General features: G+C 60.0%; 13 protein-coding genes. 2 read left to right on the forward strand and 11 right to left on the reverse strand.

Going from position 1 to position 16,583, the window contains the following annotated elements; genetic code table 11:
* Window positions 1–9: 9 nt before the first annotated feature.
* From AC2D8O_RS04710 to AC2D8O_RS04755, 10 genes are all read right to left on the reverse strand, one after another.
* Window positions 10–303 (reverse strand): DciA family protein, encoded by a 294-nt coding sequence (locus AC2D8O_RS04710; protein WP_484677640.1) that lies wholly within the window; start codon window positions 301–303, stop codon window positions 10–12.
* A gap of 37 nt (window positions 304–340) precedes the next feature.
* Window positions 341–1,306 (reverse strand): hypothetical protein, encoded by a 966-nt coding sequence (locus AC2D8O_RS04715; RefSeq protein WP_484677641.1) that lies wholly within the window; start codon window positions 1,304–1,306, stop codon window positions 341–343.
* 253 nt (window positions 1,307–1,559) lie between these two features.
* Window positions 1,560–3,113 (reverse strand): GAF domain-containing protein, encoded by a 1,554-nt coding sequence (locus tag AC2D8O_RS04720; RefSeq protein ID WP_484677642.1) that lies wholly within the window; start codon window positions 3,111–3,113, stop codon window positions 1,560–1,562.
* 246 nt (window positions 3,114–3,359) lie between these two features.
* Complete coding sequence (locus tag AC2D8O_RS04725; protein WP_484677643.1) at window positions 3,360–4,175, reverse strand: LuxR C-terminal-related transcriptional regulator; 816 nt, start codon at window positions 4,173–4,175, stop codon at window positions 3,360–3,362.
* 36 nt (window positions 4,176–4,211) lie between these two features.
* Entirely contained in the window at window positions 4,212–5,003 is a 792-nt protein-coding gene (locus AC2D8O_RS04730) for a LuxR C-terminal-related transcriptional regulator (RefSeq protein ID WP_484677644.1), read from the reverse strand.
* A gap of 413 nt (window positions 5,004–5,416) precedes the next feature.
* Window positions 5,417–6,379, reverse strand: a complete 963-nt coding sequence (locus AC2D8O_RS04735; RefSeq protein ID WP_484677645.1) for an SRPBCC family protein — start codon at window positions 6,377–6,379, stop codon at window positions 5,417–5,419.
* A 66-nt stretch (window positions 6,380–6,445) separates the two neighbouring features.
* Entirely contained in the window at window positions 6,446–7,555 is a 1,110-nt protein-coding gene (locus AC2D8O_RS04740; protein ID WP_484677646.1) for a hypothetical protein, read from the reverse strand.
* A 41-nt stretch (window positions 7,556–7,596) separates the two neighbouring features.
* Entirely contained in the window at window positions 7,597–8,832 is a 1,236-nt protein-coding gene (locus AC2D8O_RS04745) for a BaiN/RdsA family NAD(P)/FAD-dependent oxidoreductase (protein ID WP_484677647.1), read from the reverse strand.
* Window positions 8,833–8,862: 30 nt separating this feature from the next.
* On the reverse strand, window positions 8,863–10,161 hold the full coding sequence (glyA, locus tag AC2D8O_RS04750; protein WP_484677648.1) for a serine hydroxymethyltransferase: 1,299 nt from the start codon (window positions 10,159–10,161) through the stop codon (window positions 8,863–8,865).
* A 294-nt stretch (window positions 10,162–10,455) separates the two neighbouring features.
* A complete protein-coding gene (locus AC2D8O_RS04755) occupies window positions 10,456–12,120 on the reverse strand; it encodes a sensor histidine kinase (protein WP_484677649.1) in 1,665 nt (554 codons plus the stop codon).
* Between the two features lie 104 nt (window positions 12,121–12,224).
* On the opposite strand from AC2D8O_RS04755, the gene AC2D8O_RS04760 reads away from it, so the two are divergent.
* Window positions 12,225–14,222 (forward strand): CocE/NonD family hydrolase, encoded by a 1,998-nt coding sequence (locus AC2D8O_RS04760; RefSeq protein WP_484677650.1) that lies wholly within the window; start codon window positions 12,225–12,227, stop codon window positions 14,220–14,222.
* Between the two features lie 67 nt (window positions 14,223–14,289).
* Here AC2D8O_RS04760 and AC2D8O_RS04765 read toward each other — a convergent pair whose 3' ends face one another.
* Window positions 14,290–15,414: a DUF1972 domain-containing protein gene (locus AC2D8O_RS04765; protein WP_484677651.1), complete on the reverse strand. Its 1,125-nt coding sequence runs from the start codon at window positions 15,412–15,414 to the stop codon at window positions 14,290–14,292.
* Between the two features lie 323 nt (window positions 15,415–15,737).
* Between AC2D8O_RS04765 and AC2D8O_RS04770 the strand changes: the two genes are divergently transcribed.
* Window positions 15,738–16,520 carry a hypothetical protein gene (locus AC2D8O_RS04770; protein ID WP_484677652.1) on the forward strand — a complete coding sequence of 261 codons (783 nt, stop codon included), beginning with the start codon at window positions 15,738–15,740 and terminating at the stop codon, window positions 16,518–16,520.
* Window positions 16,521–16,583 lie beyond the last annotated feature (63 nt).

Genomic DNA, 16,583 nt, shown 5'->3' on the forward strand with positions numbered 1-16,583 from the left:
GCAGGGGTTTTACTTTAACACGATGTCGTCGGCGAGGGTGCGGCCGGCGTAGTCGTTGATGAGTTTGAGGAGGTTGGACTTGGTGTAGGCCAGTTCGTGCTTCCAGGCGGGAGTTTTGAGCTCAAGATGGAAGGCGCGGTTTTGATACCAGACGGCATTGGTCTGGTCGGCGATGGCAGGGCCTACTACGGTTTTCCAGTTGGCGATAACACGGCGTGCGATTGCGGCTTCGAGCAGGCCGCGTTCTTCCAGAAAGGCGTCGAGTGCAGCCCCGATATGATACTCGTTGGAACGCTTTGCCATGAGGCAAAGGTAGGGAGAAGTGCCAGAGAGCGGGGCACTAAGGTAGGAGTATGCGCAGGAGAGTGCTGGCTTTGTGCGTCAGGACGGCAACAAGAAGCCAGAGGAGCAGAGCGGTCATCACGATCAGCCCAATCACTGCGAAAGGCCATGTGAAGAGCAGAACCAGCACCGAGAAAACAAAAACGTTGCGGAGGAGGGCGTGTGGCATGACCCTCCATTCTCTGCCATAGAAGCCACTGAGAGTATGGCAGAAGTAAAGGTAGAGCGCGGAGAGGTAGAGCGCGAGGGCCAGGGCCTCGCCAAATTCAGGTGAGGTGGTAGCCCAGGTGAAGAGCGATTCGAGGAGTAGGAAAGGGAGAGCAATCAGGAGGGCCGTTCCCCAGAGGTAGATGCTGTAGATGAGATGCTGGGCGAAGGTATAAGAGCGAATAGGTTTGGGGGGCACCTCAAGTGGAAGCCACCGAATGGCGGTTTTAAGCAAAAAGATACCAAGTGTGAAAGCTGCTATTCCCAGCAGGACAATTACTCCGTCAATGCCCTGAAAGTAAAGTGCCAGACCGGTAGGGGTGTTGGGCGCAGTATTGGTGAGGAGGTTGGCCAGGGGCAGTTCTTTGAGCAGCTGCTGTTCAAAGTTGGCGAAGAAGGACTGTGGGAAGAGGTAGTGTGCGATGAGGAAGAAGGTGCCCCAGCAGATGGCCAGCCAGAGGAGCGGTTTTGTGAGACGGCGCGACTGGTCGAAGGCATACTGGTAGATATGAAGGCCCGCGGTGCGGGAGAGCATAAGACGAAGCGTCCCGAAGAAGGTGGCGCTGGAGGCCATGCAGGGAATGCGGGCATGACTGCTGATGAACTGCGAAAGGGTCTGGGAGCGCTCGTGGCTCTGGCCGCAGTTGCTGCAGAAGAGCCCTGTGAGGGGCTGGTCGGGGCAGAGGGAGCAGTACTCGATAGGTATGCGCTCAAGGGGAGTTTTTGCAGTTGGCGGCAATTGTAGAAGGGGGCCCATAAGCAGCAGCGGCGAGATATTCGTCGGAACAACAAAAGTGCTGAAGGGAAAGCAGGGAACCCTGTTTTTGGCTGTTAAGAATGTTGAAGTGAAATCTTAAGGGCGGATTTACACTGATGCAGGAGGGGTTTCCTGTACGCTAACGACAGGCTGAAGGCGGGGTAGCGACAGGAGTTGTCGTGTAGTGGTTTCGGCGAATAAAAAAGCCTGACTTCATGGAAGAGGTCAGGCTGGCGTTTGTTTGAAAAGGCGTTTATGAAAGCACCGGTTCGGGACGGGCAGTGATGCCAGGCACGGGTTGTGCCAGTATCTCTGCGCCATTCAGGGGGGAAAGGGGCTGTTGATGGTCCTCGGCATAGCGCATGCGAGTCTCAAGATCCAGCTGGATTCGTCTCATTTCCTCCTGTGTAGCATGGAGTTCCTCAAGGTTCTGACGGAGCTCTTCTTCTTGCGCGGCAAGCATCTCGGCTCGTTCGCGGGTTTCGGCGTAGAGGCGCAGCAGTTCCTGCTGGCTGCGTACGGTGACGATATGTGCAGCGAGGGTTCCTGCCAGACGCTGGAAGAAGCTGAGGGTAGCAGGTGAGGGCGCAGAGAGGAATGTGAGCTCAAGCACGCCTTCGACCTTGCCGTTGTGTGCCAGTGGGTAGATGGCGAGCCCCTGTGCCTGTACACGAGCGAGGGTGCTATTGGCGGGCGCTTGGAGCGAGTTGCCGTTGCCAATGGGGGCTTCCTGTGTGACGCCATTGAGGAAAAGGGGCTGGTTGCTGTGGGCAGCCTGTCCGGTGAGCCCTACCCCAAAACGAATGCTATGCTGGAGGTACTGTTCTTCGGCTGCATAGCCAGCAATGGGGCGAAGCCAGGCGTTGCCCTCGCGGTCGTCGCGGATAAAGAGACATGCCTGAAGAGCATCTATCTCGCGGGCGAGTTCGTCGAGGAAACGGTCGCCCCAGCGGGCGAGGGTGTCCGACTCGTCCCAGCGGAGGATTTCGGAGAAGTGCGCGATGCGGGATTCTTCCAGCCGCTTGGCCTCCAGCTCTTCACGCTTGGCTTCGAGTTCGTTCTGCTGCTGCTGCATCTGTGCCTGCACAGTGAGCAGGCGAACATTCTGCTGTTCAGATTCCTGCTGTCGGGCATTGGCATCGGCGAGGGCATCCTGTAGCTGCCAGGTGCGCTGGGCGATCGTCTGTTCCAGCTGTTCGTTGGCCAGCTGGGTTTCCTCCTGCTTGATGGCGAGGTCGCGGGCGGTTTCTGCCTGCTCGAGGGTGCGGCGATAGAGGTAGTTGGCGATTATCCCCGCCAGCACTGCCTGCAGAACTGCTATGCCGAAGTGGAAGGCCAGCTTGGTGAAGCCGATGTAGGACTCTTCGAAAAAGTAGAGCTGGACCCCCATGTTGGTGAAGACAGCAAAAGCTGTGTGCTGAGCCACAAGAACTGCGACGCCTGGGACAATGGCTTTCCAGTCCTGATAGAATACCATGGCCGACACGGCGGTAAAGTAGAAGAAGTGCATCTCGGCTAAGCCGTGGAGCTGGTAGATATGCAGGATGACGAAGATCTGGAGGGTTACGCCTGCCATCATTCGGGTGAAACGGGAGGCAGGGACGAGGGCGCGACTGCCGAAGAAAAGCGCGGTGGCCAGTGCAGCAACAGAGAGCGACACGAGCCAGGTGTCGTAGAAAGTGGCGAGGTAAAGCGAGAGCAGGGCATGGAAGCCAATGAGCCAGCTCATGTAGCGGTCGCCGCGACGGTATACACTGGAGAGCACCTCCTGAGTGTAGTTGTCAAACGAGTTGGAAAGGGAAGTCATGGCGCGGTTGATGAAGTAGCTGCAAGGTTGTTCCTTGCTACAACCCACATACGGCCATAAAGAGTCCCCTGGATGCATAAAATGGTTACGGTAGATTAACCATTTTATATATCATTGATTAACAATTATTTAAGTAGGTATACAATTGTGTTTTTACCCGTTTTTAGTGAGGGCCAAGTTCGGCTCAGATGGGGTAGGTTTTTGCCATTTGGTATGCCTCTAATAGCAAAATGGTTAACTGAGAAGTCAGGCCCAGCCGTTGGCGATGGCAAGGCGGACGAGTTCGGCGGCATTTGCGGCACCAGTTTTTTGCAGGATGTTTTTGCGGTGCGTGTTGATGGTGTGGTGCGATAGGCCAAGGCGTGCGGCTATCTGCAGAGTGGTATTGCCCTGAAGGATGAGGGCGAGGACATCGCGTTCACGCGGGGATAGGTCTGAGGAGAAGGACTCGGTAGTGTCAAGGAGGTTAAGGGAATGGACGCGGCCATCGTCGGAGGTGTAGCGCAGGAGCGCAGAGGGCACCTGCTGAACGGGAGTAAGAGAAAGGTCGTAGAGTGTTGCGAGGTCGCGGTGGAGAGTACCCTGGGGTGTCAAGCGCAATGGGAGGGTCTGCTGTAGAATAGGGACATAGTTGCCATCGGGTTTGGCGAAGCGGAAGGTGTATGTGTAGGAGCAGGAGCGAAGCTCAGTGGGGGAGAGGGTCGTAAGCAGGTGTAGCACCTGCGGAATGCAGGGTGTGAGCTTCTGTAGATCGTCGGGGTGGATGCGCTCGGCGACAGTGGTGATGGGCAGCTGGATCAGCTGCACAGGCGAGAAGCCGATAATGGGCTGTATGCTCTGGCTCGCGAAGAGATAACGCTGCGCGGCGTAATCTGCAACGATGATACCGAGGTGAAACTGCCGAGCAAGGGGGCTGTTTTCGAGCAGGGCAACGGCATCAAGCTCTTCCTGGGAGAGGATGGGCCTGTTAAGGATGAGGTCTTCGCCGAGGCGCAGCCTGAGCTCGGCATAGGCCGCCCGTGCGGCCCGGACGGGGGACAGGTAAGGATTGGCGTTCGCCATTAATGGCTGGCTATTTCAGGTAAGATACACAAGGTATCAGACCCAGCCAAGCTGAACTGCGCGGCGCACGAGGTCGGCGGTGTTGTTGGCGCCAGACTTCCGCAGGATGTTCTTGCGGTGAGTGTTGACAGTGTGTGGCGAGAGACTGAGGCGGAGAGCAATCTGCTTACTGGAGTAGCCATCGATGACGAGGAGAAGAATGGCACGTTCGCGTTCAGAGAGACGCGTGCTTTCGGAGATGGCCGCAGTGAGGGGCAGAATGACAGCCTTGCCGCTATCGTTGATGTAGCGGAAGGAGGCGGTGCCATATGCCTTGAGAGGCAGTTCGGCAAGATCGTATACGAGCGAGAGGTTGAGATGGAGATATCCCTCTGGGGTGGTGCGCAGAGGGATTGTCTGCTGCATGATGGGTTTGAGGGAGCCATCGGGCAGGGTGAAACGATAGACAAAGGAAGCGCAGGCAGACGCACGCAGCGGCATGGCAACAGAGACAAACTGGCGCATGGCCTCGGAAAGGCAATCGAAGAAGGCGGGTCTGTCTTCGGCACAGATGTGCTGTGCAAAACCTTTGGGGCCGATGGCGATGAGTGACTCGGGGGCGAACGAGAGCATCTGCTGGGCGCCCTTGCCTACATGCAGAAATCGGTTCTGTGCATGGTCGATGACGGCAATGGCCATCGGGAGGTGCCGAAAGAGTAGGCTCTGCTCAAACTGGGCGATGTGTGCCAGCTCGTCGGGTGTAAGAGTTACGGGCAACTGCGGCAGAACAGCCGCAAGCTGCGCAAGCAGAGTTGTGTTTTCACGCTTGTCAGGATCGGTCAGGGTCATGCGTGTCTTGTAGTGTTGTCTGTTTGTTGGAGTTACGCGGACAACGCGCGTCGGGTTCTGAAAGTTGGGTGAGAAAATGCGTTTTCGGAATACCAAAAAGGCGGTAGTAACTTAAAATGGACAGTTAATGTCTGTTTTGAACTACTCGCCTGTTTTCTGATAATTAACAGATTATCCAATATCTGCTGTGGAAGGCAGCTATGACTAAAAATTTGGGCACTTAATTTTTTGTGTTGAAGGGTGGCCAAAAGAAGGGGGCGCACGTGGGGGAGTCTACTGCACCAATGGGCTAAAAAGAGGGAGCAAATGAGATTGCGGAGGTCTGGGCGCAGGGCAACGAAGATTGCCAGAGCACCGCAGGCGTCGGGAATGGACGTGCGGCGTCTGGCAAGGAAACTGAACAGCGTAGGCTGTTAGCGGGTGGCGGTGGGCTGCGCCTCAGCGAGGCGGCGGATGTGCTCCATGACGCGGAAGTGTACGTTTCGGACAATGGGCTGTGCCCAGGCGTCGAAGTACCAGGCGGGGAAGACCTTGAGAGCGTACCAGCTGGTGCCGATGAGACGGGTGTGGCCCTCGGGTGTGCGGATGAGGCGGAACTGCCCTTTCTGCAGAACGAGGTGGCCAATGAGCTCGGGGTCGGCAGGCTGGGAGATGATGTCAAAGGTGAGGACCTGGGCGGGGCGGTACTCAACCATCTTCTCATGGAAGACGGTGCCGTTGGAGAAGATGCACTGGCGGTCTGCGCCGAGCTGGCGCGCCGAAACCGTGGTGGCAATGGGGCGCGGCAGGCCGATATCGAAGAGCCAGAACTCGGAAGGTGCAGGAATGGAATCGAAAGCAACGACGTGGGGCCAGACAGCTTCAGGCGGAGCGGCGATGACGATTTCGTCGGCAACGGCAGCTTCGTGGTGGTGTGGCAGGGCCGCCTCTCCTACAAAGAGCATCAGGATAGAGAGTGCTACGGCAATCTGAGCGCGGTTGTTGTCGGCAGGAAAAAGGCTGCGGCCTATGTAGAAGCCCGCCAGAACAAAGATGAGGATCAGGGGGGAGACGATGAGCAGGCAAATGGCCCCTTCCTTCAGGATAACGGCGCAACCCAGGATACCCATACCGATAATGGCAAGGCTGTAGAAGAGTGGATCGGCACGTTTCTGTGCCTTGTGGCGGGCAAGCCAGGCACTGACAATGCCCATGATCACAGGAACGAGCAGGAAGTTGGCCGAGACCCAAACGCCGTTTTCGATGCCCAGAAGGGCATTTTGCTGGAGGTAGTAAGAGATGCCCAGCAACAACCAGCCCACAACCGAGGGGATGAGTATGATGAGTAGGTTCTGGAGCGTCTGCGGGAGGGCCCCGAAGCGTTGTTGGAGAGACATATCGTAGTTACAGAAGAGGTGCTGACCGAAGTATAGTCAATTTTCAATTAAAATTGAAAATGATGTTCAGCGGTTGTACTTGAGGTATTCCTCTACAATCTCGTCCATGGTGGCAGCAGTAGAGGGCGGATAGGTTTTCCGGAAGAGCTGGCGATAGGTTTCGGCCTTGGGGTCTTTTGAGGCATAGGCGAGCAGTATGGCTACGAGGTCGAAACGGGAGGAGCGTGGAAAAGCAGTTGCGTTCTGGCGGAAAAAGGGCTCAAGCTTGGGGGAGTTGGTCGTGAGGTAGGTCCAGAGCAGGGCTTCGGCGCAGATGCGATTCTTCATGCGAGGCCAGCAGGCTTCGAGAAGGGGCACGCTGTTCCTGTAATCCTGTACAGAGCTGTAGAACAACGCCTGGAAAAAGGGCAGCATCGCTTCAAGGGGATCGATCTGGATGCCCTCCTGAAGGAGTTGGATTGCCTTTTGCACATTGCTTTTGGCGAGGTAGTCGGAGACGGGCAGGCGAACCATCGTCATATGCGGGGCTGTGCGCACGAGTGCCAGGGCAAGTGAGTCGTTCTGGGGGGTAGGGGTAGCGTTGGTAAGCAGGAGGGCATTGAGCCTGGCGCGCACAATGGGTGTGGGGGCCACGCGCATGGCACTGTCAATGAATGCGCGGAAGCGTGCTTCTGGGGCGGTGTACAGGAGGATGCCGGCATACTCGCCGAGTACGAACCGGTGGTCAGGGTTAAGGTTGCTGAGCCGCTGCCAGAGAGAGTCGGACCGGCCCTGATTGGCGGTGGCGGCATGTTCTTCGACAAGGAAAACCCAGCCAATGAGGTTGCTGGCCGTGGGGTCAGCGGCTACGGCTTTCTGCAATAGCGCCAGTCTTCGTGCCCCATCCTCCATACGGGGGATAGCGATGGCCCGAAGGGTTTCGCGCCAACTGGTGTTCTGACGAATTCCCGGCCAGGCATCGGCCAGCTTCTGCGCACTGTCAGGATTGGCGTTGATCAGCCGGTGGAGGAAGGCATACTGAATGCCAGCGTTGTTGGGCTGGCGTCGGAGCAGGGAATCGAGCTGGGTGATGGAATACTGCTGCTGCCAGTGAAGACGGAGGAAATCCGTGGGGTCGGTAGGTTGACCTTTGAGAGCAACAGGGAGAATGAGCAGCAGAGCCAGTAGATAGCGCATAGCTAAAAATCCCAAAAAGAGACGAGGGAAGCAAGCCAGATTTAGCGGAGGGCGGAGGTGCCGGCGATGAAGCCGGTGGTCCAGGCGGCCTGGAAGTTGAAGCCACCGGTGATGCCATCGATATCGAGCACCTCACCGGCGAAGAAGAGGCCGGGTGCACGGCGACTCTGCATAGTGGTAAAATCGACGTCCTTGAGCGAGATACCGCCTGCGGTGACGAACTCTTCCTTGAAGGTGGTTTTGCCGCGGACGGGGTAGGTGTCGCGGAGGAGGAGTTCCAGGAGACGGTTGCGGCTGGGGTTGGGGAGGTCGGCCCAGCGGAGGTCGTGGGGGATGGCGGCGCGGGAGAGGAGGTAGTCCCAGAGGCGCTGAGGCAGGCCGAAGGGATTGCGGGTGGTGAGCTGTCGGGTGGCGAGGGTAGTGCGATGCTGGTCGAGCTGGGCTCGGAGGCCGTCGTCTGAGGCGTCGGGGAGCCAGCGGAGGCGGACGTCGAAGTGGTAGTTGAGGTCGGCAAGGGCGCGGGCACCCCAGGCCGAGCAGCGCAGAATGGCCGGGCCACTGAGGCCCCAGTGGGTGATGAGGACGGGGCCGCGCGCCTGGATCTTCTGGCCGACGATGGAGACCTCGACGTCGGGGTGGGCTACGCCTTGCAGTGCGGTGATGGGCTGGCCGGGCAGGTTGAAGGTGAAGAGCGAGGGGACGGGGGGCACGAGGGTGTGGCCGAGGTGGGCGAGCCATTGAAGCCCCTCCAGTTTGGGGCTGCCCCCGGTGGCGACGATGACGGCGCGGGCAGTGAGGACGTCGCCGGAGGCGAGGGTGAGCCGCCAGCCGGATTCGGTGGGGGAGAGGGCGCGGACGTCTGTGTGAAGGCGGAGTTCTACGCGGCGGTGGTGGAGCTCGTGGAGGAGGGTGTCGGCAATGGTGGCGCTGTCGTCGGTGACGGGGAACATGCGGCCATCGGGCTCGGTCTTGAGGCGGGCACCGCGGCTCTCGAACCAACGGATGGTGTCGGGCACGGCGAAGCGGGCAAATGCCTGGCGCAGCTCGCGGGCGCCACGGGGATAGTGGGAGACGAGGCGCGCGACGTCGGTGCAGTTGTGGGTGACGTTGCAGCGGCCCCCACCGGAGATGCGGAGCTTGGCCAGCGGTTTGCCGGTTTTCTCCAGCAGGAGAATGCGGGCTGCGGGGTTATGGGCAGCGGCGTTGGCGGCGGCAAAACAGCCAGCAGCCCCGGCACCGAGTACAATAAGATCGGCGGACGGGGCTGACTGAGACATGCGGGGTCAACAAATACCGGGCGCGGCGGCTCAGTAGTTGAGGGGGTAGTTTTTCATGAGGGCGTGCACCTCAGCAGCCACGGTAGCGAGGTTGGCCTCGTCTTCGGGGTTGAGGATGACACGGTCTACCCAGGCGGCAATCTGGCGCATCTCGGCTTCCTTGAGGCCACGCGACGTGATGGCGGCGGTGCCGAGGCGTATGCCGCTGGTGACGAAGGGGCTCTGGGTGTCGAAGGGCACCATGTTCTTGTTGGCGGTGATGTCGGCCTTGACGAGCGATGCCTCAGCGACCTTTCCGGTGATGTTCTTGTTGCGGAGGTCAATGAGCATGAGGTGGTTGTCGGTGCCGCCAGAAATGATCTGGTAGCCGCGCTCGATGAGGGCACCGGCGAGGGCCTGTGCATTGGCCACCACCTGCTTGGCGTAAGCTTTGAACTCGGGTTGCAGGGCTTCGCCGAAGGCTACGGCCTTGGCAGCGATGATGTGCATGAGGGGGCCGCCCTGTGTGCCGGGGAACACGGCCATGTCCAGCACGTTGGACATCATCTTGATTTCGCCCTTGGGGGTTTTCTCGCCCATAGGGTTGGGGAAGTCCTCGCCCATGAGAATCATGCCGCCACGGGGCCCACGGAGAGTTTTGTGGGTGGTGGTGGTGACGATGTGACAATGGGGGAAGGGACTGTTGAGCAGGCCGGCGGCGATGAGGCCAGCGGGGTGGGCGATGTCGGCCAGGAGGAGGGCGCCTACCTTGTCGGCGATGGCGCGGAGGCGGGCGTAATCCCACTCGCGGGCGTAGGCAGAGGCACCGCAGATGATGAGCCTGGGCTTCTCGGCGAGGGCTTTCTCTTCGACCTTGTCGTAGTTGATGCGGCCGGTTTCGGCTTCCACACCGTAGAAGGTGGCGCGGTAGAGCTTGCCGGAGAAGTTGACCGGCGAGCCGTGGGTGAGGTGGCCACCGTGGGCGAGGTCGAAGCCGAGGATGGTGTCGCCGGGTTTGAGGACGCCTAGCATGACAGCAGCGTTGGCCTGGGCACCAGAGTGGGGCTGTACGTTGGCCCACTTGGCACCGAAGAGCTGGCAGGCGCGCTCGATGGCCATACGCTCGGCGACGTCTACAAACTGGCAGCCGCCGTAGTAGCGCTTGCCGGGCAGGCCTTCGGCGTACTTGTTGGTGAGGCAGGAACCAGCGGCTTCCATTACGGCCTTGGACACGAAGTTTTCAGAGGCAATCATCTCGATGCCTTCGTTCTGACGGCGGAATTCCTGCTCGATGACATCGAAGAGCGGGTCGCGCTGGGCCGTGGCCAAGGGGCTGGTGGAAGTTTGCATGTGTCGGTTGTGGAGTTATGCGGCGTAAAGGTAACGAAAGGAAGCGGGTGGTTGGTGTGGGAACGGGGGCTTGGTGGTACGTGGAGTGGTAGGAAGGGCGGGGGTTTGGGGAAGCAGATCTCTTCGCTGCGCTCGAGATGACGTGCAGGGGGGTAGGGCTGAGGACGCAGAGGGAGGAGGGCGGCTCCGCGCCGCCAAAAGTAGTCCCGACGGGTCGGGAGACGTGGGTGGGGGAGGGGCAACAGAAAAGGGCTGCGTGGGCAGCCCTTGGGGTGTATACGGAAGGAGAGGGCCTTATGCCTGCTCAATGGCGGGGGCAGGACGGGCCTGCATGCCCTTGGCGGCGGGCAGCTTGACGGTGAAGGTGGTGCGGCCGGGTTGGCTGCTGACCTCAATGGTGCCGCCATGCTGCTCGATGATCTTCTTGCAGATGTCGAGGCCGAGACCGGTGCCTAGGCCCTTGGGCTTGGTGGTGAAGAAGGCCTCGAAGATGCGGGGCAGGACGTCGGCGGGGATGCCGGGGCCGCTGTCGCTGAGGGCTACCACCACCCACTCGCCCTGCTGGGAGAGGTCGATGGTGAGCTGGCCGTGGCCTTCCATGGCCTGAATGGCGTTCTGGATGATGTTGGTCCAGACCTGGGTAAGCTGGTCGCCGAAGCCCATGACAGGGGGTACATTTTCAAAGTTGCGGGTGACCTCGATGCCGTGCTTGAGCTGGTTGTGGTAGATGGTGAGGACAGTGCCGATTTCCTCGCGGACGTCGACGGGCTCGGGCTTGTCGCCAGAGCGGTGGGAGTAGTTCTTCAGCGACAGGACGATCTTCTGCATCTTGGAAGATGCGAGAATGACGTTGTCGATATTCATCCGGATTTTGCCGGCATTGAATACCATCTCGAAGACAGTAACGCAGTTGGGGTCGGCGAGATAGGGGATCATCTCCTGGATGTCGCCGTAGATGCCTGACTTGACGAGGTTGCCAGCGAGCTCGGAGGCGCCGGGGATGTTGTTGCGCTCGAGGGCTTCGGTGATGTCTTTCTTGAACTGGCGTTCCTCGCGGGAGGAAAGGGGCGGGCGCTGCTGCTGGCTGCGCTCAAGGAGCTGAAAGTAAAGCTTCTGGAGGGGTTCGGAGAGGCGGTTGAAGTAGTCGGGGTAGTTCTGCATCACGATGGGGATGGACCGCGAAAGCGATGCAGAAGCGGCGTTGATGGCGCCGAGCGGGGTATTGATTTCGTGTGCCACACCAGCGACAAGCTGGCCCAGAGTTGCCATTTTCTCGCTCTGGATCAGCTGACTCTGGGTAGACTTGATGTCGTTGAGGGCCTGTTCGAGTTCCTGCTTGCCAGCTGTTACTTCGTCGTAGGCGGAGCGGAGGTTACTCTCCGACCGCTGGTTGATGCGTGCGAGGTAAAGGAAGCCGAGTACAAGGACGAAGATGTCGATGATGGAGGCGAAGTAGATGCGGACCTGAATGTTGGAGGCGAGGTCGGGTGCAAGGTTTGGCGTGGCGCGGGCGAGGAAGTCGAGGCCGATGAAGTTGGCGATGAGGGTGATGAGGCCGAAGGCCATCCAGCCGGACTCGCGGAGGTCGAACAGCAGCACCGGAATGGTGATGAGGGCCATGAGGAGCAGCTTGCCGGGGATGAGCTGGAGGAGGTCGGTGCCGTCAGTCATGAAGGAGACGACGAGCATGATGAACGACGACGACGAAGCCACCAGCAGGTAACGGGCCAGAATGGTGTAGCCCATTTTCATAAACAGCAGGCAACTGAGAATGATGATGAAGACGGTTCCGGTGAGGGTGAGCAACTCGGGATGGTTGCGGAACAGAATCATGTACAGCAGGGGCACCACACTCATGGTGAGCGTAAGCTGGTTGCCGAGCTGAATTTTCTTGCGGTGCTGTTCGTCCTGGGCGTGTTCGATGCCGATGGACGAGATGCGCTCCCAAAAGCCTGCCATTCTGAATATCGGTGTTTTCCTAAAATTACCGGAAAACCTGTAGGTAACAATTATTAAGAGTTCAAATAATGGGATTGCACGGCAAAAAATCTGAGTTTGGCGGTATGAGCAAACCCGTACAGACAGAGGTAGGAAGCCGCATCAGCCCGGGGCTGTGGCGGTGGTGTGGCCTGGGATTGGCTTTGTTACTGAGTGTAGGCACTTCGGCGGTGCAGGCGCAGACATATGTAGGATTCAGTCGGGAAGACTCAGTGTACTTCCGGACGCACTACGTGAAGCGCGAGGTGATGGTGCCGATGCGCGACGGGGTGAAGCTGCACACGGCGATCTACACACCTGTAGATGCCTCGGCGGAGAAGCGCTACCCGATGCTGATGACGCGGACGCCCTACAGCTGTCGCCCGTATGGGACCGACGTGTTTCCGGGTGTGGGATCGGGCTACCCGACCAACCTGATGCCGAGCACCAAGCTGATGCGCGAGGGCTACATTCTGGTGCAGCAGGACGTACGGGGCCGCTACATGAGCGAGGGCGAACACATCAACATGACGCCCAACCAGGCAGTGGCCGGCAAAAACGATCTGAAAAAGAAGAAGAAGGACCCCAAGGTGATAGACGAGAGCACCGACACCTGGGACACGGTGGAGTGGCTGGTGCGGAACGTGGCGCACAACAATGGCCGCGTGGGGCAGTGGGGCATCAGCTATCCGGGCTTCTACACGGCGGCGGGGATGATAGACGCGCACCCGGCGCTGGTGGCGGTGTCGCCGCAGGCCCCGATTGTGGACTGGTTTACCGGCGACGACTTTCACCGGAACGGAGCGCTGTGGCTACCGCACGGGTTCAACTTCCTGGCCAGCTTTGGCCTGCCACGTCCGGTGCCCACGCCCAACGGTAATCCACCGTTCCGGCATGGCACCCCCGACGGCTATAAGTTCTTCCTGCAAGCGGGCCCGCTGCGCAACCTGGATGCGAAGTACCTGAAAGGGCAGGTGCAGGCCTGGACCGATCTCATGGCCCACGACACGTACGACAGCTTCTGGCAGGTGCGCAACCTGCGGCCGCACCTGAAGAACATCCGTCCGGCGGTGATGACGGTAGGCGGCTGGTTTGACGCCGAGAACCTGTACGGCGCGCTGAAGGTGTATCAGCACACAGAGCAGAACAGCCCCGGCGGCAATAACAAAGTGGTGTTTGGCCCGTGGGTACACGGCGGCTGGACCCGCAGCCAGGGCGACTATCTGGGCGACATGCGTTACGGCGCCAATACGTCGGAGTTTTATCAGGACAGCCTGCTGCTGCCGTTTTTCCGGCACCACCTGAAGCAGCAAGGCGCCGACCCGCTGGCCGAGGCCACGATGTTCCGCACGGGCACCAACACCTGGCACAGGTTTGGGGTGTGGCCGCCGAAGGAAACGCAGCCCGTGACGTTCTACTTTCATCCGGCGGGGCAGCTGAAAGCCGAGCAGCAGCCTGAGGGCGGCGCGGCCTTTACGGAGTGGATCAGCGATCCGGCCAAGCCCGTGCCCTACTACAACGCCATGACCACCGGCATGGAGCGCCCCTACATGACCGCCGACCAGCGGTTTGCCGCCACCCGCCCCGATGTGGTGGTGTTTGAGACCGAGCCGCTGGCCGAAGACTTCACCGCCGCTGGCCCCATACAGGTGCGCCTGCGCGTAGCCACCACCGGCACCGATGCCGACTGGGTGGTGAAAGTGATAGACGTGCTGCCCGACAACACCCCCGACCCCCAGCCCAACCCCACCGGCGTGCGCATGGGCGGCTATCAGATGCTGATACGCGGCGAGGTGATGCGGGGCAAGTTCCGCAACAGCTTTGAGAAGCCCGAGCCGTTTGTGCCGGGGCAGGTAACGGAAGTGACGTTCACGCTGAACGACGTGTTCCACACCTTCAAGAAAGGCCACCGGCTGATGATACAGGTGCAGAACTCGTGGTTCCCGATGATGGACCGCAACCCGCAGCAGTTTCTGAACATCAACACCGCGACGGAAGCCGACTTCAAAGCGGCGACGATGCGGCTGTACCACGGCGGCGAGGGTCTGAGCGCCGTGACGTTCCTGCGCTGGGACGGCAAGTGAGTCCTGCCCAGCCGAACTGACAACGCACAGGCACTCTTAACGGGGTGCCTGTGTGTGGTTTGTGAGCCTACCGCACAACGCCTTTTGTTGCGGCCTGTAGGAGCAGGGCTTCGTATTGGGCGACGATGGTGTCGCGGGCGTAGAGGGTGGCGATGCGGTGCAGGTTGGTGGCGATCCACTGCGGGGCGTCGGGGGCGGAGCGGCCGGGGCTGTCGCGGAGGGCAGTGACCTCGGCGGGGGTGTCGAAGTAGTGGGCTTCGGAGCCGAGGATGGTCTGGTTGAAGACGTTGCGGTGGGCCGCCATGAGCGCACCGCTGGCCATGGCCTCCAGCAGCGAGGGGTTGGTGCCGCCCACACTGTGGCCGTGGAAATAGAGGTTGCAGTGCCAGCGGAGGACGTTGAGGGCGTGCTGGTCGTAGATGGCGCCGAGGAAGCGGACACGCGGATCGTGGGCGAAGTGCTGCTTCAGGTATTCGCCGAATTTGGTTTCGTGCTTGCCGATGACGAGCAGGGTGCGCTGGCTGGTGCTGCCGAGGGTGCCGCGGAGTACCATCTCGAGGTTGTTCTCGGGCTCGAGGCGGGCGATGAGCATGTCGTAGCCGTGGGGCTGTAGGCCGTAGGTGGGCAGGATGGCAGGGGCATCGGCAGGACTGGGCTGGAAGGGCTCGGCGCCATAGGGGATGTAGGTGCTGTCTTTGCCAAAGCGCTGGCGGAGGTGCTGCTGAATGCCGAGGGAGTCGGCGACGAGGGCGTCGGACCAGCGGGCGCCGAGGGCTTCGGCCCAGTAGAGGAAGCGGCGCACGGGGGCGGAATACTTGCTGCGCTTCCACTCGAGGCCGTCCATGTTGGTGACGACGGGTACGCGGGGCAGCAGCCAGCCCCAGATGCTGCTGGAGGTATAGCCGAGCTGGAGGACGACGTCTACGGGGTGGCGGCGGAGGTGGCGGATGCAGTTGAGGTCGTAGAGGAACTGGCCGGCGGTGCCGATGCGGTCTTCGGGGTCGGTGGCATGGACGATGTCGACGCCCTGGAAGGTGGTTTCCTGATAGGGGTGGGTGTGGCTGGAGTAGACGCGTACACGATGGCCCCGCTGCACGAGGCCGACGGAGAGGTATTCGGCAAACTGCTCGAAACCGCCATAGCGGTTGGGGATGCCGCGGCAGCCGAGAATGGCGATGTGAAGGGGGCGCATGTGGGGCGCAAGTTACCGTAAGGGGGAGAAACTACCGCAGTTGCGGGCTGGCGCGGCAGCCTGCGGCTGCGGGATGGCAGTGACGGTATACAGGGCTCGGGCATTGATTTAGGAGGCTCTGGTGGCGGAGGTTAAAGCATTTCAGGCGGAAGCACTCCTGTAGCGATACAATGCGTGGGTGTGCCCTTGCCTCACCACCGGTGGGATTTTCTTCTGCGCAACGGGTATTGGAGTGACAGTTTGTGTGGCAATCTGACTTGATATGCCGGCAACGGGTGCAATCTTTGTAGAGGCTGCTTGCTTATTTTCTGCTTTCTCCCGCCATGTTGTTTTACTATCGCTGGGTATTAATCACCCTCCTGTTAATACTTGGGATTGTAATTGGGCTGTGGGATGCCAGCTGGCTTTCGCGGCTGAGCCGGTCGGACTTCTTTCCAATCTATCTCATGCCGTGGATACTGGTGCTGGTGCTGGTGGCCAGTATCTGTCGGGTGGCGTATCGGCTGCTGGCATGGAGCGGGCAGGGTTCGCGGAAAAAATCGGTCAGCTGGGTGCTGCCGCCTGAAGCCGCAGAGCAACTGAAAGGTCCTGGCCGTATTTCGCCTGCGCCGTTCTACCATCGCTATCTGCGGTACATCTACATACTGTTGCTACTGCTGCTGGTGGCAGAAGTAATCACCAATGGCAAGGGCGTTGTCCTGTCATTGGTGGATCGCAGAAACCCCTACCATCCGGACCAATTGTTTTCGCTGCCACGTGCAGCAGAATGGGTGGCGCTGCTGCTGCTGGGCGGCGTTGTGGTGGTGATGCGGATTGCGCGCCAGCAGTTGCGTACTTCGTTGCGTACGGAGGGCCTGCCAGTGGTGCTGACCCACGAGGGGTTGTCGACACCGGTGCTTGTGCTGGACTGGGGCAAGTGGGGCGGACTGACGCTGGACAGCTATCGGCTGACACCCATAAAGGGGAGCAACAGCCACGAACTGGCGCTGTATGTGGAGGATAACCTGACCCTGAGCCAAAATCCTGACCATGAAGTACTGCTGGAGCTGCCCAACGAAAAAGTAGCGGAAGTAGACGCCCTGCTGCGTGATATAGCCCATTCCTGACGCCACCCAGGGGGGCCCTGCGCCAGTAATTACCCTGCCTGAGATGCTTCCAGAGGGGTTTTT

The sequence above is a fragment of the Pontibacter sp. T17 genome (genome assembly GCF_057219875.1).

Excerpts from the sequence above, each read along its gene's own strand:
- AC2D8O_RS04710 (WP_484677640.1), bottom strand. The coding sequence starts at position 303 with ATGGCAAAGCGTTCCAACGAGTATCATATCGGGGCTGCACTCGACGCC.
- AC2D8O_RS04715 (WP_484677641.1), bottom strand. The coding sequence starts at position 1,306 with ATGGGCCCCCTTCTACAATTGCCGCCAACTGCAAAAACTCCCCTTGAG.
- AC2D8O_RS04720 (WP_484677642.1), bottom strand. The coding sequence starts at position 3,113 with ATGACTTCCCTTTCCAACTCGTTTGACAACTACACTCAGGAGGTGCTC.
- AC2D8O_RS04725 (WP_484677643.1), bottom strand. The coding sequence starts at position 4,175 with ATGGCGAACGCCAATCCTTACCTGTCCCCCGTCCGGGCCGCACGGGCG.
- AC2D8O_RS04730 (WP_484677644.1), bottom strand. The coding sequence starts at position 5,003 with ATGACCCTGACCGATCCTGACAAGCGTGAAAACACAACTCTGCTTGCG.
- AC2D8O_RS04735 (WP_484677645.1), bottom strand. The coding sequence starts at position 6,379 with ATGTCTCTCCAACAACGCTTCGGGGCCCTCCCGCAGACGCTCCAGAAC.
- AC2D8O_RS04740 (WP_484677646.1), bottom strand. The coding sequence starts at position 7,555 with ATGCGCTATCTACTGGCTCTGCTGCTCATTCTCCCTGTTGCTCTCAAA.
- AC2D8O_RS04745 (WP_484677647.1), bottom strand. The coding sequence starts at position 8,832 with ATGTCTCAGTCAGCCCCGTCCGCCGATCTTATTGTACTCGGTGCCGGG.
- glyA (WP_484677648.1), bottom strand. The coding sequence starts at position 10,161 with ATGCAAACTTCCACCAGCCCCTTGGCCACGGCCCAGCGCGACCCGCTC.
- AC2D8O_RS04755 (WP_484677649.1), bottom strand. The coding sequence starts at position 12,120 with ATGGCAGGCTTTTGGGAGCGCATCTCGTCCATCGGCATCGAACACGCC.
- AC2D8O_RS04760 (WP_484677650.1), top strand. The coding sequence starts at position 12,225 with ATGAGCAAACCCGTACAGACAGAGGTAGGAAGCCGCATCAGCCCGGGG.
- AC2D8O_RS04765 (WP_484677651.1), bottom strand. The coding sequence starts at position 15,414 with ATGCGCCCCCTTCACATCGCCATTCTCGGCTGCCGCGGCATCCCCAAC.
- AC2D8O_RS04770 (WP_484677652.1), top strand. The coding sequence starts at position 15,738 with ATGTTGTTTTACTATCGCTGGGTATTAATCACCCTCCTGTTAATACTT.